Source organism: Sphingobacteriales bacterium, from assembly GCA_016706405.1.
Taxonomy (GTDB): domain Bacteria; phylum Bacteroidota; class Bacteroidia; order Chitinophagales; family UBA2359; genus BJ6.
The window spans coordinates 1,581,570-1,602,533 of the sequence record JADJJT010000001.1 but is presented as its reverse complement, the minus strand read 5'-3'; the positions used below and the strand labels follow the sequence as shown (position 1 = coordinate 1,602,533).

Below are 20,964 nucleotides of genomic sequence, written 5' to 3'. Positions count from 1 at the left end.
AAAACAAAAGGGGTGCTTCTAACTATTTAGGCTGCAAATTACAAATCATTCAGTAAACTTGCATCAAAATACAAATAAGTAAGAATAAAAAATATACTTGGGTCATTGTTGCCATAACTTTACACCCTGCTTGAGCCTAAAATGTAAAACTACTGTTTGGGTTTAACGTATATTCAAATGAACTTGCAAACCAGGTGTTACTGAGGCAAAAAACGCTCCACTGTTATTGGCAATACTATGGTTCTTTCTATTATAATTTTCAGACAGAGGCAACAAGGTAGGCCGCACAGTAAAACTTAAATCGTTGCTTATATCAAAATCTTTCAAGTGGGCAAATACAACGGCATCGGCAATGTTTAACATATACCAAACTGATGTTATAATTATTGAGAGTTCAATTTGTTGTTGGTAAGCACGGCGGTATATGAGCAAACTTTGTGCATCGTAGTATTGAAGAAGCAAGGGGTCGGGGGAGTCATAACTATAACCGTAGGTTTTGTAAAGATAGGCATCGGTATAGCGTAAAAACTGCCGTTTGCTTTCGTAAAACCAATACCCACCGGCAGCTAAGCCAATATAAATAAACGGAATTTTTACATACTGCCTATTGTAAGCCTGACCTAATCCGGGCAAAATACCCGAGTAATAGCCTGCGCGGGTAGGCGAGTGCTTTTTGGTATCTTTTTTGGCTAATTGGCTAATGTAGGCATCTAAAACATTAACACTATGCAGGGCAATAGTTAAACCTAAGGCGGTGCTATAAGGCTTTTTGGCCTCAACTTTTTGGACAAAGAGGGGTTGCAATGTGGCGGCATCGGCACCAGCGTAATAAGCGGCTAAATAATTGTTGCGGGCGGCTGCATAATTATTCCATTTTTGCACGGTATAGCCCGCCATTGTAACCGTACCAACCGAGTAAATACCCGCTTTTAGGTATTGTTTGTTGTAAATATGGCCGGCGCCGGGCAATAATGCCCAAGTGGCAGCCTTTAGTGCAGGGGAAAAAAAAGGTTTTGATTTTTTTTGTTGTTTGGCAACTCTAATTGAATCGGTTGTTGCCACGCCAGTTGTATCGCGGGTTATAACAGCCCCTTTTATGGTATTATTTTGGCCTATTGCTGTATTTGACCCCATGAGCCAAAAAACACAGCCAATAGTAATAATGACAGTTAGGTGGTTAAATGCTAATTTACAATTGTAACAGCAGTAAAGGCAGCGGTTCATCATACAACTAACATTCGCCGTTTTGTTTTTTTAAGTTTTTACTAACTATTAATGGCATCTAAAATCCGGTTAAAATCGTTGTCGTCGGTAAAATGAATCACCATTTGGCCTTTGCCTGATTTTTCGCATTTAAACTCAACTTTTGTTTCCCAACGTTTTGATAAATCGGTTTGTAGTTTTTGGAAATGGACAGATAAGTTTGGTTTTTTTCCGGATGTTTTTACTTGGTTTTCATTTCCGGAGTTTGCTCCAGCTAAGCTTTGCTTCCACGCCTCTACTTGCCGCACCGATAGCCCTTGCTTTATAATCCGATGATACATGTCTAAAACCAATTCAACCTGCGAAACACCGCTAAGTGCTTTGGCATGGCCCATCGAAATTTTACTGTCAGCAATACCGCGCTGAATTTCGGGGGGCAGTTTTAGCAAATTTAGGTAATGTGCTACTGTTGGGCGGGGTTTGCTTACGCGCGCGGCCAATTCTTCTTGTACCAAATTACACTCGTCTAAAAGGCGTTGATACGAGCGGGCAATTTCAAGCGGGTTAAGGTCTTGGCGCTGAATATTTTCTATCAAGGCAATTTCGAGCAGTTCTTGGTCGTTGGCGGCGCGTATATAGGCGGGTAATTGGCTGAGGCCGGCTAACTGGGCAGCCCTAAAACGCCGCTCGCCCGATATAAGTTGGTATTTGCCATTTTCCATAGCTCTTACGGTAATGGGTTGCACTACGCCATGTGTTAGCAACGATTGTGCAAGCTCAGCCAAGGCCGCCTCGTCAAAATTGGTGCGCGGTTGGAAAGGATTGACCTCAATTGCCGATATGTTGATATTTATAATAGTATTAAGCACCTGTTTTTCGGTAAAAGGTGCTTGTTGCTCGTCGGTGTTGTGGGCGTTAAAATTATCGAGCAAGGCTCTGATACCCATACCCAAGGCCTCTTTGCGTTTTGCGCCGCCTTTATTGGGGGTAGGGGTATTACTATTATTATTTTTGTTTTCTTTGTTTGGATTTGCCAAAATAAAAAGGGCTTTGTTTGTTATTTATAAATAAGATGTGGTTGATGGGTTGTTTGTATTTGCCTTAAAATATCCGGAACTAGAAGCATGTTATTTCCGGAAAAATGATGTTGTTCAGAGAAAAACTTCTCCGGTAAAAATTAATTGAGTTCAACTAATTGATGTTTGTATTGGTATCAATCTGAAATTAAAAAAAGGCTTGGCTATAATAAAATAGCAGGACAAAATTAAACAAATTATTTTTAGAAGAGGTAGTTTGTCCTAAAAAAAACCTGTTGTATTTTAAAGCTTTTGCCCCCAAGCGGGTACTTTAAATATTTTATTTTTATTTGGGCAGCAAAGTAAACGTCAATCGGTGGTGTGGTGTAATTCCAAATTGTGCTATAGCTTGCCGGTGCGCTTTTGTGGGGTAACCCATATTGGTATTAAAGTTGTATTGTGGGTATTGCTCGTGTAGTTGCAGCATGTAATCGTCGCGGTAGGTTTTAGCCAAAACAGCAGCGGCGGCAATGGCAGCATAAGTAGCATCGCCGCCAATAATACAGGTATGTGGTGTGTAAGGGTAGGGCTTAAACTTGTTGCCATCTATAAGCAAATGGCTGGGGCGGTGTTGCTGTGGCAAGGCATCGATGGCGCGGTGCATAGCCAAAACCGATGCCCATAATATATTGTGTTGGTCAATTTCGGCGGGGGTACAACTGGCTACTGCCCAAGCAATGGCGTTTGCTTGAATATAGTTGCGCAAGGTTTGCCGCACGGCGGGCAATAGCGTTTTGGAGTCGGCTAACTGGGCATGAAAAAAATTTTTAGGCAAAACTACTGCAGCGGCATATACGGGGCCAGCCAAACAGCCGCGCCCGGCCTCGTCGCATCCGGCTTCAATAACAGCAGGGTGGGGGTTGGCAAAGGCCAATAAAGGAGGGATATCTTTTTTAGAGCGCTTTTTCATCCGGATAAACAATTTGCGGATGGTGTTTTTTTAGGTCGGCAACAAATTTTTCGGGGTTCTCGGGCGAAATAATTATTCGTTTGCCCAAATTATACACTATTTCCATCCTGTCGAGCGATAAAGCTGGCCCCGATAATAAAGAGTTACTTCGCTTTGCCACGGTTATTTGCTTAATATCTATTGTTTTACGAAAAAACGAACACACTATTTTTAATTTTCCGTTAGGGTAAATGGTGTAATAGGTACTTTTAAAAAGGCTGACAATAAACAAGCCCACCAAACCTACAATTGCCAAACCGAGCCATTCTTTTAATACTATCATTAAAAATGTATTTATAAACAATGGTATTGATATTACAATCCACAAAGCGGCATCCTTTTTTGACTTATAGGTAATAGGTAGCATGTAAGTAAATATGCAAATTTAAGGCCACAAAATTAGGTTGTATAGTGCAAAGGCGCAAATTTTTACCTCATAAATAAAAAACAAACACACGAATTACCATATATAAACCAATATTTAACAACTATTGGCAAATAGTAAGAGCCTGTCTAAATTTTATTTTCTAATTCTATTAAGCATCAATTTTATCATGGCAAGTTGGATCATTGTCTGGCTCGTTTCGGTTTGGAACTCAAAGTCTTTACTCAATCTTCGATAGCTTTCGAGCCATGCAAAAGTTCTTTCAACAATCCATCTTTTGGCAATACTTCGAATTTCGAGGCTGTATTCGATCTACTTACAACCTCAACCACCCACCCAAACGTTTTGCGGGTATTTTCAATTAACTCGCCTCTATACCCGCCATCAGCTACTATCTTTACCAATCTGCAAAACCTGCCTCTGAGGTCAGCTATAACCATTGGGGCTGATTTACTGTCATGCTCATTTGCCGCATGAACCACAACCGCTAAAAGTAGTCCCATTGTATCTACAATAATATGCCGCTTTCTGCCTTTAACTTTTTTACCCCCGTCAATCCCTCTGCACAAGCCTCCGACGCTTGTTGTCTTTACGCTCTGGCTATCAATTATACCAACACTTGGCGATGAAGCCCTGCCTGCTTGCTTTCGAGTCTTATCCCTGAGTATTTCATGGATGAGTTCTATCGTCCCATCCTTCTTCCACTTGGTAAAATAGTAGTAAACAAGCTTCCATGACGGAAAATGGAACGGCAGCATGCGCCATTGACAGTCATTTTAAGCAAATAGAACAGCGCATTAAAATTTCTCTTAAACTGTGTTTTCGTTTCCGTTTGTCGTCTAAAATGCCTAATATTGCACTCCATTGACTATCGGTGAGACTGCTTGGGTAGGTTTTCATTTTACTTTATGTGTTTGATTTTCATAAAGCTATGAATTATTATTTAAACGTCAAACTGATAGTCTTTTATTCACATCTCTTTTAATAACTTTTTTCCTATCAATTTTTAGGACTGGCATGCCAATTTTTAATTTTTAGACAGTCTCTAACTCGTGTGTGCTATTTAGGTAATGCTTTTTGTCGAAAGCAAAGCCGACAATTTTATTTAAAATTGGCGGTAGATGCTTGCCAATCCAAGCAAGGTGCTTTATTCGATTGCTTGTTGTAATTGCAAAGGAGCAATAATACTAATGCCAATTATATTTGATATATTGTTTTTAACTACAGCCGGTATGCTAATGCCGTAATCAGATAATAAAATAGTGAAAGTACATTCAACTTGAGGCTGACCGTTGGTTATAATAATTTTTCCGGAAGTACTTATTGCTTGCGTTACGCCGTGTAGCGTTAAACTACCGGATACATTGGCATCGTAAGAACCATCTTGCGAAAAGTTAATGTCCGAGAGGTTGGTAATACTACCTTTAAAAGTTGATTTTGGGAATTTATCGCTCTCAACGTAGTTTTCGTTAAAATGCTCTTGCATAAGTGCCTTTTCAAATTCAAAAGCTTTCATTAAGGCGCTAAATTGTACGTCGCCGGTACCGGCATTGACGGCAGCCCTTACCGTAGAATTAACGGCGGTAATATTTTCAAGCGGCGACTCGGAATAAAAAGCAATTATTCCGGTTTTGGTTTTATAAACTTGCGCCTGGGTTATCTGAGGGGCAAAAAACGCTGAACAGGCCATTAGGCTAAAAATTACAAATAATTGTTTCATGGGTGTTTTTAAATTTAATTTAACAAGAACTTAAATAAATGTACAAAGATGCCTGTTTGTTCAGTTATTGGTTTGTTTGGTTGTTATTTTCTTAGGACGGTGTAAATTTTCTAAGGTTTAAAGACTGTTGTTAACTTTATTTGTCAAGTACGCACCGAGTTAATACAACGTCGTCTAAAACTCCGGCACAACTGCCTTTTAAGGTTACTTCAACTCCGGAGGCTAAATTTTTCACAGGCTCAATATGTCGGTCGTCTATTTGGCAACTTATGCCAATATCGGTATTTCCCTCTAATTGAACTACATATTTGCCCGTGCCGTCTTGTTTAATGCTGGTTATTTTACCTTTTACTGCAATTATTTTGTTGAGGTATTCTTTGTCGGCGGTGGTTTCGTTGGTAGCATAGGCGTTGGCAAGGTCGGCAGCGGCAAGCGCAATATCGGCTTTTGAGGTGGCAAGGTCGGCGGGCTTGCGGTTATACTGGTTGAGGCCGTACCAAGCTATAAGTACTACTAAAATAAGCGCCGGAATAATAAATTTTTTCATTTTTGTTGGGTGTTTTTATGTTAATATGCTGGGTGAAAACAATTTTAAATTAAAATCTTATTTATTAGGTAAAGGAAAAAGAGAACTCTAAAAGGGCAAAGTTATTGGTTTTATGGTTAAAACGAGACTTAAACAGAATAGGCTACAAAAACAAGTTGTCTTTTTGTCAAAAACAGCAAAAAAACATCCAAAATTATACGATTTGGTAAAAAAGATGACTAAAAGCAACTTATAAATCAAAAACTCGTTACCTTAGTGGAAATTTTTAATCCGGCTCAATAATATTTTCAATAATTTTATCAACTTTCTCACCAAAAACAGCTATATCAGGAGTTTTTATAATTATCTTTAGATACTTACTATTAGATAGATGGCGTATCTTGATTTTTCTCCTTCCTATCCTTTGTTTTGTTTATTTTATTATGGTGAGCCGGAACTTTAATTTTATGAATATTAATTTAAACTTCCTTTGCTTATGGCAAAATGCTACACTTTAACCGTATTTATTGCGGTTTTTTTTGTTCTTTTATTTATTAGTTTTAATAGCTATACGTATGCCCAAGTAACCGCCACCTCATCGGGTTACACACCCACCGAATTAGTTGAAGACGTGCTAATGGGCGGCTCAGAATGTGTGGCAGTAAGTAATATTACTTATGTTGGCAACGGCACTGCCCGCGGTTATTTTTCAGGCGGGCAAGCCCCCCTTGGCTTTGAGTCGGGCGTAATATTGGCTTCGGGCGATGTAGCCAATGCCAACGGCCCTAATAATAATGGCGGCACCGGATCATCATTTGGCGGTAGTGGCGATGGCGACCTTAATATATTACAAACCAGCTCGTACTCCACTTTTGATGCAGCTATTTTAGAATTCGATTTTGTGCCAACTACCAATGTGGCTACCTTTAACTACGTTTTTGGTTCAGAAGAATATTGCGAGTATTCGCCAAGTAGTTTTAGCGATGTATTTGGCTTTTTTATATCCGGACCCGGCATTTCGGGGCCATTTAGTAATAGTGCTGTAAATATTGCCTTAATTCCGGGTACCAGCACAGCAGTGTCTATCAACAACGTTAATGAAATTACAAATACAACTTATTTTATTGGCAACTCAAGCTCGTGCCCTTCTAATAATGGCTTAAACGTTGAATACGATGGCCTTACCATTGTGTTACAAGCCACAACCCCCGAATTGACCCCCTGCCAAACCTACCATATTAAATTGGCTATAAGCGATTGCTCAGATACGGTGCTCGACTCGGGAGTGTTTTTAGAAGAAGGCAGTTTTGATGCCGGAGACGGTTTTGATGTTAACACTGGTGTAGGCCAATCGAGTGGTATTAATCTTATGTACGAAGGCTGCCAAACAGGCTATTTTGTATTCACGCGCGAAGACACTACCGATACCTCAGCCCCGTACACCATTACGGGTATTAATGTAGATACTGGCAGTTCGGCTACCCCCGGTGTTGATTGCAATACTATTCCTACCGATTTTACCATTCCGGCCGGTTTAGTACGCGACACCCTTTGGATTGACGCCTATTTTGATACCAATACCGAAGGCATCGAAAGCCTTATCTTAAACTTTCCTACCGGATGCCCCTGTGCAGCTAGCACCATCACCAAAATAATGCTGATAAAAGATGCCGACCCGGTTGATGTTGAAGTAACGGCGTCTGTAAATCCCATTTGCCCCAACGACCCCGTTACCTTAACAGCAACTATAACCGGCGGCGCGGGCATTAGCACCGAAAAAATATTATCGTGGAGTACCGGCGATGGCAACGTACCCTCTATAAATATAGCACCGGCAACCACTACAACCTATATGGTAACCGTTACCGACCTTTGCCTTAATACCGATACCGATACTATAACCATTACCGTACTCGACAACCCAACACCCGTAAACATTATTGATCCCGGATTAATATGCTTGATGCCAAGCATCATTGACCTCGAAGCAGATTCATCCGGCGGGGTATGGTCGGGTGCCGGAATTACCGACGCTGCGCAAGGCCTCTTCGACCCCACCTTATCCTCCCCACCTTATACCATTACCTATACTTATACCAATATGTGCGGCATTGTTTCAAACGATGTAATTGACTTAAATGTTGCAAACTTGCCTACCGCTAATTTTTCCGGAGATATTACCATTTGTGATAACGCAGGAGCAACCGCCGACCTAACTATTAATTTAACCGGAGTTGCACCTTGGAACCTAACCTATAACGACCCTGTAAACGGAGCAACTACCATTACAATTTTAACCTCGCCTTATACCCTTACGGTAAACGCCGCCGACACCTATACTATTACCAACGTAACCGATGCACTACCCTGTTCAAATACGGGGGGTAATGCCAATGTTGTTTTAGTTGATATTAGCATTGCTTTTTCGGCTACCGACCCCATTTGTAACAACGATGCCAACGGAACTATAAATGCTACCGCTTCGGGTGGCCAAACTCCCTATAACTATGCTTGGAGCGACACCACCATAGGCAACACCCCCAATGCAACAAATTTGCTTGCCGGCACTTATTATATTACAGTTACCGACAGTAACGGCTGCTTCGATTCGGCAAGTTATACCCTTAACAACCCATTACTACCCAATACTCCTTTGGTGAGCAACCCGCCTAATTATTGCCAGAGCGATTCGCTGGCAACTATTAGCGCAACTACTCCATTGGGCACACAACCCGCTTGGTATTTGCTTGACCCTTGGACAAACCCCGGCACCCCGCCAATTTTTACCGGAGACCCTTTTGACCCCGCAACTCAAATAAATAATAATACCCCCGGAACCTACAATTTCTGGGTAACAAGTTTAGCTCCAACTGGTTGTATTAGCAACTCAGTGCTGGTAACCGTTACAATTTTACCCTTGCCAGTTGTACCCGTTAATAATATAGCTATTTGCCAAAACGACTCTGTTGCCATTGATGCGCTTAATGGCGGCGGCTCCGGCGTTTATGTATGGTACGATGCCCCTTTGCCCGGCGGCAATATAGTTTCCGGAAATATTAGCCCGGCAACTACTACTACTTATTATACCGTATTTACTGATACCACTTCTGGATGCAGCAATACCAATTCGGCAACTATTACAGTAAATACCCTCCCCAGCCCACAAATTACAGGCCAAGCTATTATCTGTCAAAATGATAGTATTGACCTTACTGCATCGGGTGGCAGCACCTACCTTTGGTCAACTACTCAAACAACACCTACTATAAGCATTACAACCGCCGGCACCTATACCGTAACCGTAACCGATGGCAATAACTGTAGTGCTGTGGCCACCCACACCGTTACTTTAAATAATTTAGCTGCCTCGGCTACGGCCACCAATATATTATGCCCCGGCGATGTAGGCAGTATTACAGTAAACGCAACTGGCGGCGCAAGCCCTTATACCTATTTATGGACAGGCCCCTCGCCGGTTGGCGACCAGGCAAACGCATCAAATATTATGCCCGGCCAATATACCATTGTTGTAACCGATGCCAATCTTTGCACTGCTACAATAACTGTTGATTTGTTTGATACCTCAAACCCAATGGCAGTGGCACCCACCACTACCGATGCGGCCTGTAATGGTCAGGCATCAGGCAGTATTAATTTAAATTTAACCGGAGGAGTTGCACCCGTTGTAATAGTTTGGTCTGGCCCTAGCGCTATACCCAACAACGAATTAAATCCGGATAGTTTGTTGGCCGGTAACTACACCGCTAACATAACCGACGCAAATAATTGCAATATTAGTACAACTATTACCATCAACGAACCTGCTCTTTTAACTGTTAGTTTTAATATTGCTGACCCACTTTGTAATGGTGGCAATGGTACGATACAAACGCAAGTACAAGGCGGAACTGCACCCCATACCTATTTATGGTCGCCCGGTAACCAAACTACCGACCAAATTACAGCCACAGCTGGCACTTACAGCGTTACTGTTACAGATGCAAAAGGATGCACCGCTTCAGGTAGCGCCACTATTAACGAGCCACCAGCATTGGCTATTACAAACGCAGCAATTAATCCGGAGTTTTGTGACCAAGCCAATGGCGAGATTATGTTAACAACTACCGGCGGTACCGGAGCCTTATCTTTTGCTTGGTCGCCCAATGCAGGTAATAGCAACTATATTACTAATTTAACTCAAGGCAATTATACTGTTACTGTTACCGATGCCAACGGCTGTAATATCATTCAAAGTTTTACTGTTGATTTTGTAGCAGGCCCAACCGCTGACGCTCCCCTTGTTATAGATGCTGCCTGCGGCCAGGCAACCGGTTCAGTACAGTTAGTAATAAACGGAGGCCTGTCGCCTTATACGTATAATTGGGCCGGGCTGCCAACCGTAACCGGCGACTATGCCAGCGACTTGCCTTCAGGTATTTATGACATTACCGTTACCGACCAAAATAATTGCCCTGTTTACATAACCGCTACCATAAATAATTTTGGCGCACCGGCTATTGACAGTATAACGGTGCTAAACGATGCCTGCGACCAAGGTATTGGTGCTTTAACCGTTTATGCCTCAGGTGGTACGGGTTTACTTACATACAATTTCTCCGACCCATTCCAAGATGGCGATAATTATGCCGACAACCTTCCGTGGGGCAACTATACAGTTACCGTAACCGATGAAATAGGTTGCGAAGTGGTGCAAAGCATTACTATAAACAACGACCCCGGCCCCACCGTTGACGAAGTGGCTACTATACAACCACATTGCGGGCAACCCGACGGCTCGGCATTAGTGGTAGCTACGGGCGGAACGGGTAATTTGTTCTACGCTTGGTCTAATGATAATGGCTATGGCTTTAACGAATACAACAACCTAACCGCCGGCACTTACACCGTAACTGTAACCGACCAGCGCGGCTGTTTTGATGTTGTAACATTTGATTTAATAGACGAACCCGCACCCATTATTGAAGATATTGCCCTTGATCCCGATTACTGCGGGCAAGGTTTAGGTACTGCAACAGTTACCCTTAGCCCTTTAGGCAATACCAATTTAAGCGAGCTTACTTTTCAATGGTCGCATGATGGCAATTTAAACGGCCTCGTAGCATCCGGATTAATTGACGGCAATTATACGGTATCTGTTTTAGACAATTTTGGCTGTATTGCCACCCAAAGTTTTACAATTGGCGATATTGCCGGGCCAGTAATTACCCTCAAAAGTAAAACAAACGAAACTTGTTCGGCAAGCAATGGCAGCCTCGAAATAAATGTTGCCGGAGGTACGGGTACACCTACCTATGTTTGGGACCCAAATATAGGTAATACCGGTATATTAAATTCCTTGCCGGCAGGGACTTATAGCGTTACTGTTACCGATGCAAAAGGCTGTACCGCTACTGAAACTTACACTATTACAGATGCACCAGGTCCACAATTAACTTTATCCGGAACAACCGATGCGCATTGTGGTCAGGCAATTGGCGCTGTTAAGGTATTAGCATCCGGAGGGCTGGCACCGCTTACCTTTAAATGGTCGCACAATCCTGCATTAAACGCTGCCGATGCCTTAAATATACAAGCCGGAAATTATACCGTTACCGTTACCGATGCTAACGGCTGTACCGACACCCTAACTGCTACTGTAAACGATATTGCAGGCCCTTCACTTAACCTTGTAAGCACTATAAATGAGACTTGCTCAAAAGCTAACGGCGAAATTAGTATTCAGGCAACTGGTGGAGTAATGCCATATACCTATAAATGGGCAGATGACGCTTTAAAAAATACAGCTCTCCGCACCAATTTATCGGCGGGGTCTTATACCGTTACCGTTACAGACGCTTTTAACTGTATTGCCACTGAAACCTACACTATTACCAATTCGCCCCCCGCTACAGCTTTAGTTAGTACTGCCCCCTCAAGTTGTGGGCAAAGTGATGGCGCAGCTTCGGTATTAATGACAGGCGGAACACCTCCGTTTGTTTACAATTGGTCGAACGGCGCTAATACTGATGTAGTAACCGGATTAAAAGCTGGTGCTTATACCGTAACTGTAACCGATAGCAATGGCTGCCAAACAGTTGGTAATGCCAATATATCAGACCTAAACGCACCAACACTTACCGTTTTAAATGTTACCAACCCAACTTGCCAACAATCGAACGGCTCGGCTGAAGTAACTGCAAGCGGTGGGGTAGGTACTTTAATAATTGAGTGGTCTATTGGTGGCGTTGGAAATATAATGAGCGGCCAGCCAGCCGGTACATACAGCGTAACGGTTACCGATGATAATGGCTGCAAAGATGCTACCACAATTGACCTTATTGACCAACCAAGCCCCACCTTAACCCTTACTAATATTACAAAAGCAGCTTGTGGACAAGCAAATGGCTCAGCTACTTTAACTGCTTTAGGCGGTACAGGCGCGCTAACCTATACATGGACACCTTCAGTTTCGAGTGGCAACTCGTCAAATTCGTTGCCGCAAGGCAATTACAACGTAGTTGTTACCGACGAGAATGGATGCACTGCCTCGATTGATTTTACTATTGAAGAAGATAACGCCCCCACTATAAACGTAGTAGGTACAACGCCTGCCGGATGTGCTACTGCAGACGGTAGTGCCACCGTTCAGGGTTTGGGTGGCACTGCGCCTCTTACTTATGCTTGGAGCCACGACTTAACTTTAAACAGTACTACTGCCAATAATATAGCAGCCGGTAATTATACTGTTACCGTTACCGATGCAAAAGGCTGTACGGCAACAGTAGCTCTTACGGTAAACACCTTAGATGGACCTGCTATTACCAGCATTGATATTGCCGCTGCTATTTGTGGTAACGACAATGGCACCGCCACAGTAAACTTTACTAACGGAACCAGTCCTTTTACTTTTACTTGGAGTCATGATGCAACGTTAAACAACGCAACAGCGTCGGGTTTAGCTGCTGGGACGTATAGCGTAACTATTACCGATAGCAAAAACTGCACGGTTTCACAGTCGTTTGATATAATGCAACAGCCAAGCCCCGTTTTAAGCTTGGTAACCAAAACCGACCCAACCTGTACAACTAATAACGGCGCTATTGAAGTAGCGGTTAGCGGCGGTACTGGAACAGTTAGTTTATCTTGGTTGCCCAACGTAAGCAGTAATAGCGTGGCAACTAATTTAGCACCGGGCAACTACACAATTACCGCCACCGACGAAAATAATTGTACCGCTACAATAAATGTTACCCTAACCGACCAACCGGGCCCAACTGCTACATTTACAGTTATTGACGCACATTGTGGTAAAACCGACGGAAGTATTAATATTGTTACAAATGGAGGGACCAACCCCATTGTTTACACTTGGTCAGATGCTGCTTTATCCGGAAATAACCCAACGGGTATAAAATCCGGAAATTATACCGTTACCATCTCTGACCAAAATGCCTGTGAATTTATACTCAATATTCCGGTAGCTGATATTCCGGGCCCAAGTGTGGTATTAAATACCGTAACTAACTCAAGTTGTGGCCAAAGTGATGGCTCGGCTTCGGTAACAGCATCCGGAGGAACAGGTGCACTTATTTACACTTGGTCTCCAAATGTAAGCAATACCGCCATTGCCAATAATTTAGCATCGGGTTTATACAATTTAACGGTAACCGACCAGGCTGGCTGTGAAGCTACTATTCAAATAACCGTAAAAGATGATAATGCCCCCGAACTTAGCATAACCAGCACTAATCCCGAAATTTGCAACAAAGCTAATGGCGATATTACCGTTAATGCTATTGGTGGCGATGGCAATTATACTTTTACTTGGAGTCATGATGCAAGCCTTAATAGTGCAACAGCAACAGGGCTAACAACAGGTAATTATAGTGTTACCGTAACCGATGGAAACGGCTGTAAAGATGTGATTGCTACAGATGTTTTATTTGTTGATGGCCCAAATATTCTTATTAATACCTTTACCGACGATTATTGTGTACAAGGCATAGGCACTATAAATACCTTAGCGACTGGCGGAACTGGCGGCTATACCTATGCTTGGAGCCAGGATGCCACCCTTAATAATGCCAATGCTGCTAATCTTTTGGCCGGAAATTACACGGTATCAGTAACCGATGCCAATAATTGTACGGCAACTGCTACCCAATTATTGGCTAATATTGATGGCCCCGCACTTTCTATTGACAATATTACGCCGGCTAACTGCAATCAGGCCGATGGCATGGCTTCTGTTATTGCTACGGGCGGCACTGGAAGTTATACTTATGCTTGGAGCCAGAATAACAGCTTAAACAGTCCAAGTGCTACTGACCTTGCTGAAGGAAGTTATACCGTTACCGTTACCGACTCAAAAGGCTGCACGGTTACCCTAACAGTAGATGTGCCTAATTTAAACGGCCCTAAACTTAATACCATAACGGCTACCCCGGCCACCTGCGGCACTACCGAAGGTGCAGCAACTGTTACCATTATTGACGGTACCAACCCAATGAGTTATTTATGGAACACTGCGCCACCGCAAACAACAGCAACAGCTACCAACTTGCTGCCCGGCAATTATAGCGTTACTGTTACCGATGCCAATGGCTGTACCGTTATAGCTAACGTGGTGGTTGATGGCCTAAGTCCTGAAACCGTTTTAAGTTGTGGCAATATTACCGAAACTACTGTTGAGTTTGTTTGGACGGCTGTATCGGGGGCGTTAGAGTACGAAATAACCATTGATGGCGGCGCCCCATTTAAAGTTTCGGCAGCTACGTTATCATATTTGGTAACGGGCTTGGCTACACAAACGAGTGTTGTTTGCACCGTTTTACCCATAATGCCAGCCACATGCGAGGCAGGTATTACGCAAACAGTAACTTGTACTACCCTTGACTGCCCTCCTTTAGACTTGACTGTTGAAGGATGGAAGCCCGAATATTGCTCGGCAGAGGCAGGTGTGCAGCTAATACCTACACCAAACGGAGGTATATTTACTGGTGCGGGCGTAAACGCATCCGGATGGTTTGACCCTGCACAAGCCGGGGCGGGCGTTCATACAATAACGTATAATTACACAAGTGCTATAAATTGTCCTTACAGTACAACTATCGAAATTACAGTTTACGAACAGCCTGTTGCCGCGTTTACGCATCCGGATATAATTTGTTTGGGCGATGCCGCTACCTTTACCTTTACGGGTAGTGCTGCCGCTGATGCCACGTTTAATTGGTCTATATCCGGAATTGAATATACAGGCATAGGTCCTCACGAGGTAATATTGCCCCAATCAGGCATGGTGCCAGTCGTATTAACTGTTGATGTACATGGTTGTACTAATACAGTTGAAAGTGAAATTGGCGTATCGGCAGTTACCGTTTCTACGCTTGATGACACGAGTATTTTTTATGGAGAAAGTTTAACGTTAACCACTGACGCCAACTCGATGCTTAATGGTAGCCTTGAGTTTTTATGGAATGCCACTTATGAGCCACTACAAAACCCATTGTTGCCCATCAACGTAGATATTTCGGGCAGTACAGCGCAAAGCCCAGAGATTAAGCCCTCGGCCACCGGATTTTATCTGGTTGAAGTTGTGGATGAATATGGATGCAAGGCAATGGATACCGTTAAAATAACGGTTTTGCTAAAAAACGCTGTTTTAGCTCCCAATGCTTTTTCACCTAATAATGATGGCCTAAACGATATTTTTAATGTGAACGGCGCAAATATTGAAAGCGTTGATTTAATAGTATTTGACCGTTGGGGCAACCAAGTGTTTGAAGGTATGAAAATGCCTTATTTACAGGGCTGGGATGGCAACCATAAAAACCAACCCGCTGCCGTTGGCGTCTATGTTTTTAATGCCAAGGTGTACTATTTTGACGGTACAACGGGCAATATTAGCGGCAATCTTACATTGCTGCGTTAAAAAAAGTATTTATTGAACAACTTGACTGTGCTTTTGTTACCTTTGCCTATATTTTATTGAATACAAATGCAAAATTATTTGCGCTCTGAGAATTAGATTACCGAATTACGGCAAGGCTTTATTAAATAAGTTTTGCCGTAATTTTTGTTAATATCATCCTATAAGCTTTTCTATTTCCAACACTTATTTATTATTATTTATGCCTAAGTCATTACCTACCTTCTTACTGTTGTTGCTTGCTCTTTGTAGCAGTAGCTTGCAATACTCGGGTTTAGTACAAGCCCAAACGCAGTTTAACGGTTTGCCCCCGCAGCAAACCATTGAAAAAGCACTTATACATATACAAAAAAACTATGCCAAATTTGGCGTAACTCCCGCCGATGTAGCAGATTTGATTATTACCGATGCCTACACTACAAAACATAACGGAGTTAGTCATATATACATGCAGCAAGTGGTTAAAGGAATACCAATTTATAATGGTGTTGCAAATGTAAATATTACCGCCAATAATGAAATATTATCGGTAGGTAACCGGTTACAAGCCAATATTGCCCAGCGTATAAATACCGTTAAACCGGTTTTGTCGGAAATAGATGCCTTAAACGCAGCTATTTCACAGCTTAAATTCCCGCTTCCGGATAAGTTAACTATTGGATGGCGGTTTAATCCGGATAAAAACAACTACGAGTTTGTGTTTCCAAAATACCCCAACCAGTTGCCTATTCCATGTAAGCTAATGTTTACCCCAATAACAGCAGCTGACCAAAGTAAGAGCGAAATAAGATTGACATGGGATTTAGCCATGTATCAACCCGATGGCCAGCATTGGTGGAGCGTGCGTATTGATGCTGAAAATGGCCAAATTGTACATAAAATAGACTGGGTAGTGCGCTGTAATTGGCAACACTGCGAAGCCAATGAAACTGCTTGCCCTCCCATGGATAACACTTGCAGTACCCAAACCCATGAAAATTGTGAACACGGCCATACTGAAACGGACGAGATAACAACATCATCGGAAACTTTTAAACAAATGGGCGAATATGATTATAACGTTTATGCCGTGCCGGTCGAAAGCCCAACACACGGCGACCGACAAGTAGTCAATAGCCCGTGGTTGTTAGCACCTAATGCCTCGCCATTTGGCTGGCACGATACAGACGGCGATATTGACCCCGATTATTACATTACACGCGGCAATAATGTACGCGCCCGCGATGACCAAAACGGCGATGACCAAGGCGGCTATTCACCTGGAGATACTACCCTTGATTTCAATTATCCGGTTGATTTTAGCAAAGCCCCCAAAGACAATATGGATCCGGCGCTTACTAATCTTTTTTATTGGAATAATACTATGCACGATTTTTGCTACCTATTTGGTTTTGACGAAGTAAGTGGTAATTTTCAAGAGAATAACTACGGAAAAGGCGGCATCGGAAGCGACTACGTAAACGCTGACGGCCTTGACGGAAGTGGTACAAATAATGCTAATTTCGCAACGGGACCCGATGGCGAAAACCCCCGGATGCAAATGTTTTTATGGGGTGCCGGCGGTGGAGCAGTTATGAAAATTACCGAGCCCCAACCCATAGCAAACGATTATACTTGTGTTTTGGCTTCGTTTGGCCCATCTTTACCATTTGCGCCCGATAAATTAACAGGAGAACTTATATTAGTTGACGACGACTCGGCAAACCCAACCTTAGGATGCGAAGCTCCGTTTGTTAATGCCAACCAAGTAAAAGACAATATTGCCCTAATTGACCGAGGTACCTGCAATTTTACCGTAAAAGTAATGAATGCCCAAGATGCCGGAGCCATTGCCGTAATTGTTTGCCAAAACGATGATTTGGGACCCTTTGCAATGGGTGGCTCTGACCCGGCTATTAATATACCTTCGGTGATGATTAGCAAAGCCGACTGTGAAATTATTAAAGCTCAACTAACCACAGGCTCGGAGGTTTTTGTTGATTTATCAGCTACCGGAAGCAATGAAATTGACGGCGATTTTGATAATGGCGTTATTTGCCATGAATACGGCCATGGCGTATCGAACCGTTTAACGGGCGGCCCCGATAATGCCGGATGTTTGAACAATGGCGAACAAATGGGTGAAGGCTGGAGCGACTTTTTTGGCTTAGCACTAACAACTACCAGTAAACACAAAAGCACCGATGCACGCGGTATAGGCACCTATGTGCTTGGCCAATTGCCCAACGGCTCGGGCATTCGCAACTACCCATATAGTACAGATATGGGCATTAACCCGCACACTTACAACAGCCTAAAAGAAAGCAGCGAAGTGCATTTTGTAGGCGAAGTTTGGTGCGCCATGCTTTGGGACTTGTACTGGGCTTTTGTTGATAAGTATGGATTTAGCGCCGACATATTTGACCCTACAAGCGGTAACGGCATTGCCATGCAATTAGTAATGGATGGCATGAAACTACAACCCTGTAGTCCCGGATTTGTAGATGGCCGCGATGCTATTTTAGCCGCTGACAAAGCCAATTATTCGGGCTTACACCAATGCCTTATTTGGGACGTGTTTGCCCGCCGGGGCTTGGGCTATAGTGCTACCCAAGGGGGCTCAGACAGCACTAACGATGGGGCCGAGGCATTCGATGCACCCCCCACCTGCTTACCCACCCTTAAAATTACTAAAACTGCACCCGCTACGGTAAACGCAGGGCAAGAAATTGAATATACTTTTGAGGTGCGCAACGATACCGAAAATAAACTTAGTTTTGTTACTGTAACAGACACCTTAGCATCCGGATTAACCTACGTGCCAGGCTCGTGTACCTGCGGAACCGCCGCTACCATTGGAAATGTAGTTGTGCTTCCTAGTTTTGATTTAGAAGCCAAACAAAGTATAACATGTAAAATAAAAGTAAGTACCGACCCCACCAAATTTAGTAAAGCATTTTTTGCAGACGATGTTGAATTAGGTAGCGATAAATGGACCATAGAAACCCCTACCGGAAACACACCATGGGAAGTAGTAAGCGATAAACAAACATCGGGCAAAAATGCCTTTTTTGCCGCTAACCCTGCTGGCCAAAATGCCTCAGAAAGTGACACCTACTTAATTTTGAAAGACGCTGTAACCATTAGCGGTACTAAACCCCAGTTGCAATTTTGGCACTGGTATAATACCGAAAATGCATGGGATGGCGGCGTAGTAGAAATACAGGTAAATAATGGCAACTGGCAAGATTTAGGTGATAAAATGACACAAAATGGTTATAACGGCGTTATAAGCGAAAATCCGGCAAGCGCCATCAGCGAACGCCCTGCCTTTACTGGCAACAGCGGTAAATTTGTTTTAACTATTGCCGACTTATCGAGTTTTGTTGGCAGTGCCATAAAACTGCGTTTTCGAATGGCTAACGATGCCTTTGAAGGTGCGGTTGGCTGGTGGGTTGATGACATTGTTTTGGCCGATGCGCATAGCTATTTTAATCGTGCCTGCGTTGAAGCCAATGGCTTAAAAGCTTGTAGCGAAGTTAGCACTTTAACACAGGCACCTGCAACCGGAGCCAATAACGTGGCTTTACCTGTTTTGCCCTTGCAGTTATACCCCAATCCTGCTAATAGTAATTTAAATGTGTTTTTTGCACAAGGCTTTGGCCAGCAACAAGCCCAATTAACTATTGCAAATATTGCCGGACAAGTGGTAATGGATAAAAACTTGATGCCGTTGGACAACTCGTTTGAAATAAAAATTGACCAACTGCCCACCGGATATTATACTTTGCGCCTAACTAATAACCAATATGTTTGGATGCAGAACTTTGCGATAAACCGTTAAAAGAACAAGTAAGCGAAAATAAATTAGCTTCCGGATAAATAAATGAATTGGTAGTTGATATTTATCCGGAAGTTTTTTAATGTTGTGCTATTTGGGTTTACTTCATTCCAGGAGTAATGGACATTTTTAATGCTATTTTTTAGACGCTTGGTTCAAGTGGACATTTTTAATGCTGTTTTTTTATTCACTTTTTTACATTATTCTTGAATATTTTATTTCTTTGCATGTCTGTAAAAACGGAAACAAGCTCTGCTGGGGAGCAACTTGTCAGGGATAAAACAGATGCTTGACGAAAATGTCTTATCAAAGGCTTACTGTATATTGTAAGCCTTTGATATTTTCAGAAAGCCCTTATACCTTTAAAAACCCATCTATAAATTTCATTTTCCGTTTCATTGATAGGCCATTATGGTTTCTTAATTTGTTTTTTAAATCTGCGAAATGTCCATCAATAGCATTGGTTGTGTTAGGTATTTGAAGTTCCCTGTTATCGTGCCAAGTAAACAAACAAGGTAAATTATTCTTCAAACTACGATAAGCACTTCTAAGCCTTTTATGCGTATAAAACGATTTGTTTGTAGTCGGATTTACAGTTCTCTCGTTTAGAAACACTTTCCATTTTTCAAGCCATAGCCCTAATGCTCCGACAAAGCTTTCTTTGTCTGTTTGCTTCATCAAATCTACAACATCCATCAGCTCTTGTGCAGCTTTTAGCTTTGGCTTACGGGTCAAATATCTTCGAATTATTGCTGCTTGATGAAACTGGGCACATTTGAACAGGAATACCCTTAAACGACGCAATTAAGCCTTTTCTTCCGTCACAAACAATAGCCGAAATAGTAAAACCTCGCCTTTTTAACTCCTTAATTCCTTCTATATACAGCCCATTTGTCTCTGTCTTCACATAATATTTCAAAAGGTTTTCTTTGGTGTAGGCATCTTTAAAAAGCATTACGCCAAAACCCCGCTCCCAATAGGTGGTGTCCATTAATACAACGACTACTCTACCTGTTTTTTCCGTAGCCACTATTTTAATCTTGTCTAACCGCCTTTGAATCGTTTTAACAGAACAATTATACTTGTGAGCTAACTGCAAATAGGTCTGTTTACCACTTTTGTATTCTTCCCATATTTGCTCGTTATTGATGCGTTGCCCACCTAAAAATTGTTTCCCACAATGAGCACACTTATACAATTGAACTCCTTTTACAAGTCCGTTTTTCTTTACAAACCTTTTACCACAGTAAAAGCATTTTTTTTATTCATAACCTTTGATTGTCCTCAAAGCTAACAATAGTAATGCTTTCGAAGGTTTTTAGCCTAAAAAATGTCCATTAAGCCTCATTCCACTTTA

General features: G+C 42.4%; 8 protein-coding genes and 2 pseudogenes. 2 read left to right on the top strand and 8 right to left on the bottom strand.

Going from position 1 to position 20,964, the window contains the following annotated elements:
- Positions 1-162: 162 nt before the first annotated feature.
- The 7 genes and pseudogenes from IPI59_06105 to IPI59_06075 form a co-directional block, all read right to left on the bottom strand.
- A complete protein-coding gene (locus IPI59_06105) occupies positions 163-1,227 on the bottom strand; it encodes a hypothetical protein (protein MBK7527117.1) in 1,065 nt (354 codons plus the stop codon).
- 38 nt (positions 1,228-1,265) lie between these two features.
- Positions 1,266-2,150 carry a ParB/RepB/Spo0J family partition protein gene (locus IPI59_06100; GenBank protein MBK7527116.1) on the bottom strand — a complete coding sequence of 295 codons (885 nt, stop codon included), beginning with the start codon at positions 2,148-2,150 and terminating at the stop codon, positions 1,266-1,268.
- 415 nt (positions 2,151-2,565) lie between these two features.
- The gene (locus tag IPI59_06095; GenBank protein MBK7527115.1) at positions 2,566-3,189 is read right to left on the bottom strand and encodes a ribonuclease HII; all 624 of its coding nucleotides are present in this window, start codon (positions 3,187-3,189) and stop codon (positions 2,566-2,568) included.
- Positions 3,173-3,595: a PH domain-containing protein gene (locus tag IPI59_06090; GenBank protein MBK7527114.1), complete on the bottom strand. Its 423-nt coding sequence runs from the start codon at positions 3,593-3,595 to the stop codon at positions 3,173-3,175. Before IPI59_06090 ends, IPI59_06095 begins: the two co-directional genes overlap by 17 nt.
- A 153-nt stretch (positions 3,596-3,748) precedes the next feature.
- Positions 3,749-4,513 (bottom strand): annotated as a pseudogene (locus IPI59_06085) (IS5 family transposase).
- Positions 4,514-4,760: 247 nt separating this feature from the next.
- Positions 4,761-5,333: a YceI family protein gene (locus IPI59_06080; protein ID MBK7527113.1), complete on the bottom strand. Its 573-nt coding sequence runs from the start codon at positions 5,331-5,333 to the stop codon at positions 4,761-4,763.
- Between the two features lie 136 nt (positions 5,334-5,469).
- Positions 5,470-5,880: a hypothetical protein gene (locus tag IPI59_06075; protein ID MBK7527112.1), complete on the bottom strand. Its 411-nt coding sequence runs from the start codon at positions 5,878-5,880 to the stop codon at positions 5,470-5,472.
- Positions 5,881-6,355: 475 nt separating this feature from the next.
- On the opposite strand from IPI59_06075, the gene IPI59_06070 reads away from it, so the two are divergent.
- Both IPI59_06070 and IPI59_06065 read left to right on the top strand, forming a co-directional pair.
- A complete protein-coding gene (locus IPI59_06070; protein ID MBK7527111.1) occupies positions 6,356-15,790 on the top strand; it encodes a choice-of-anchor L domain-containing protein in 9,435 nt (3,144 codons plus the stop codon).
- Positions 15,791-15,989: 199 nt separating this feature from the next.
- Positions 15,990-19,610: a T9SS-dependent M36 family metallopeptidase gene (locus IPI59_06065; protein MBK7527110.1), complete on the top strand. Its 3,621-nt coding sequence runs from the start codon at positions 15,990-15,992 to the stop codon at positions 19,608-19,610.
- 351 nt (positions 19,611-19,961) lie between these two features.
- Here the strand turns inward: IPI59_06065 and IPI59_06060 are convergent.
- Positions 19,962-20,757 (bottom strand): annotated as a pseudogene (locus IPI59_06060) (hypothetical protein).
- Positions 20,758-20,964: the final 207 nt, after the last annotated feature.

Bases quoted from the DNA above. Each gene is read 5' to 3' on its own strand.
- IPI59_06100 (MBK7527116.1), bottom strand. From the start codon at position 2,150: ATGGGTATCAGAGCCTTGCTCGATAATTTTAACGCCCACAACACCGAC.
- IPI59_06095 (MBK7527115.1), bottom strand. From the start codon at position 3,189: ATGAAAAAGCGCTCTAAAAAAGATATCCCTCCTTTATTGGCCTTTGCC.
- IPI59_06065 (MBK7527110.1), top strand. From the start codon at position 15,990: ATGCCTAAGTCATTACCTACCTTCTTACTGTTGTTGCTTGCTCTTTGT.
- IPI59_06080 (MBK7527113.1), bottom strand. From the start codon at position 5,333: ATGAAACAATTATTTGTAATTTTTAGCCTAATGGCCTGTTCAGCGTTT.
- IPI59_06105 (MBK7527117.1), bottom strand. From the start codon at position 1,227: ATGATGAACCGCTGCCTTTACTGCTGTTACAATTGTAAATTAGCATTT.
- IPI59_06070 (MBK7527111.1), top strand. From the start codon at position 6,356: ATGGCAAAATGCTACACTTTAACCGTATTTATTGCGGTTTTTTTTGTT.
- IPI59_06075 (MBK7527112.1), bottom strand. From the start codon at position 5,880: ATGAAAAAATTTATTATTCCGGCGCTTATTTTAGTAGTACTTATAGCT.
- IPI59_06090 (MBK7527114.1), bottom strand. From the start codon at position 3,595: ATGCTACCTATTACCTATAAGTCAAAAAAGGATGCCGCTTTGTGGATT.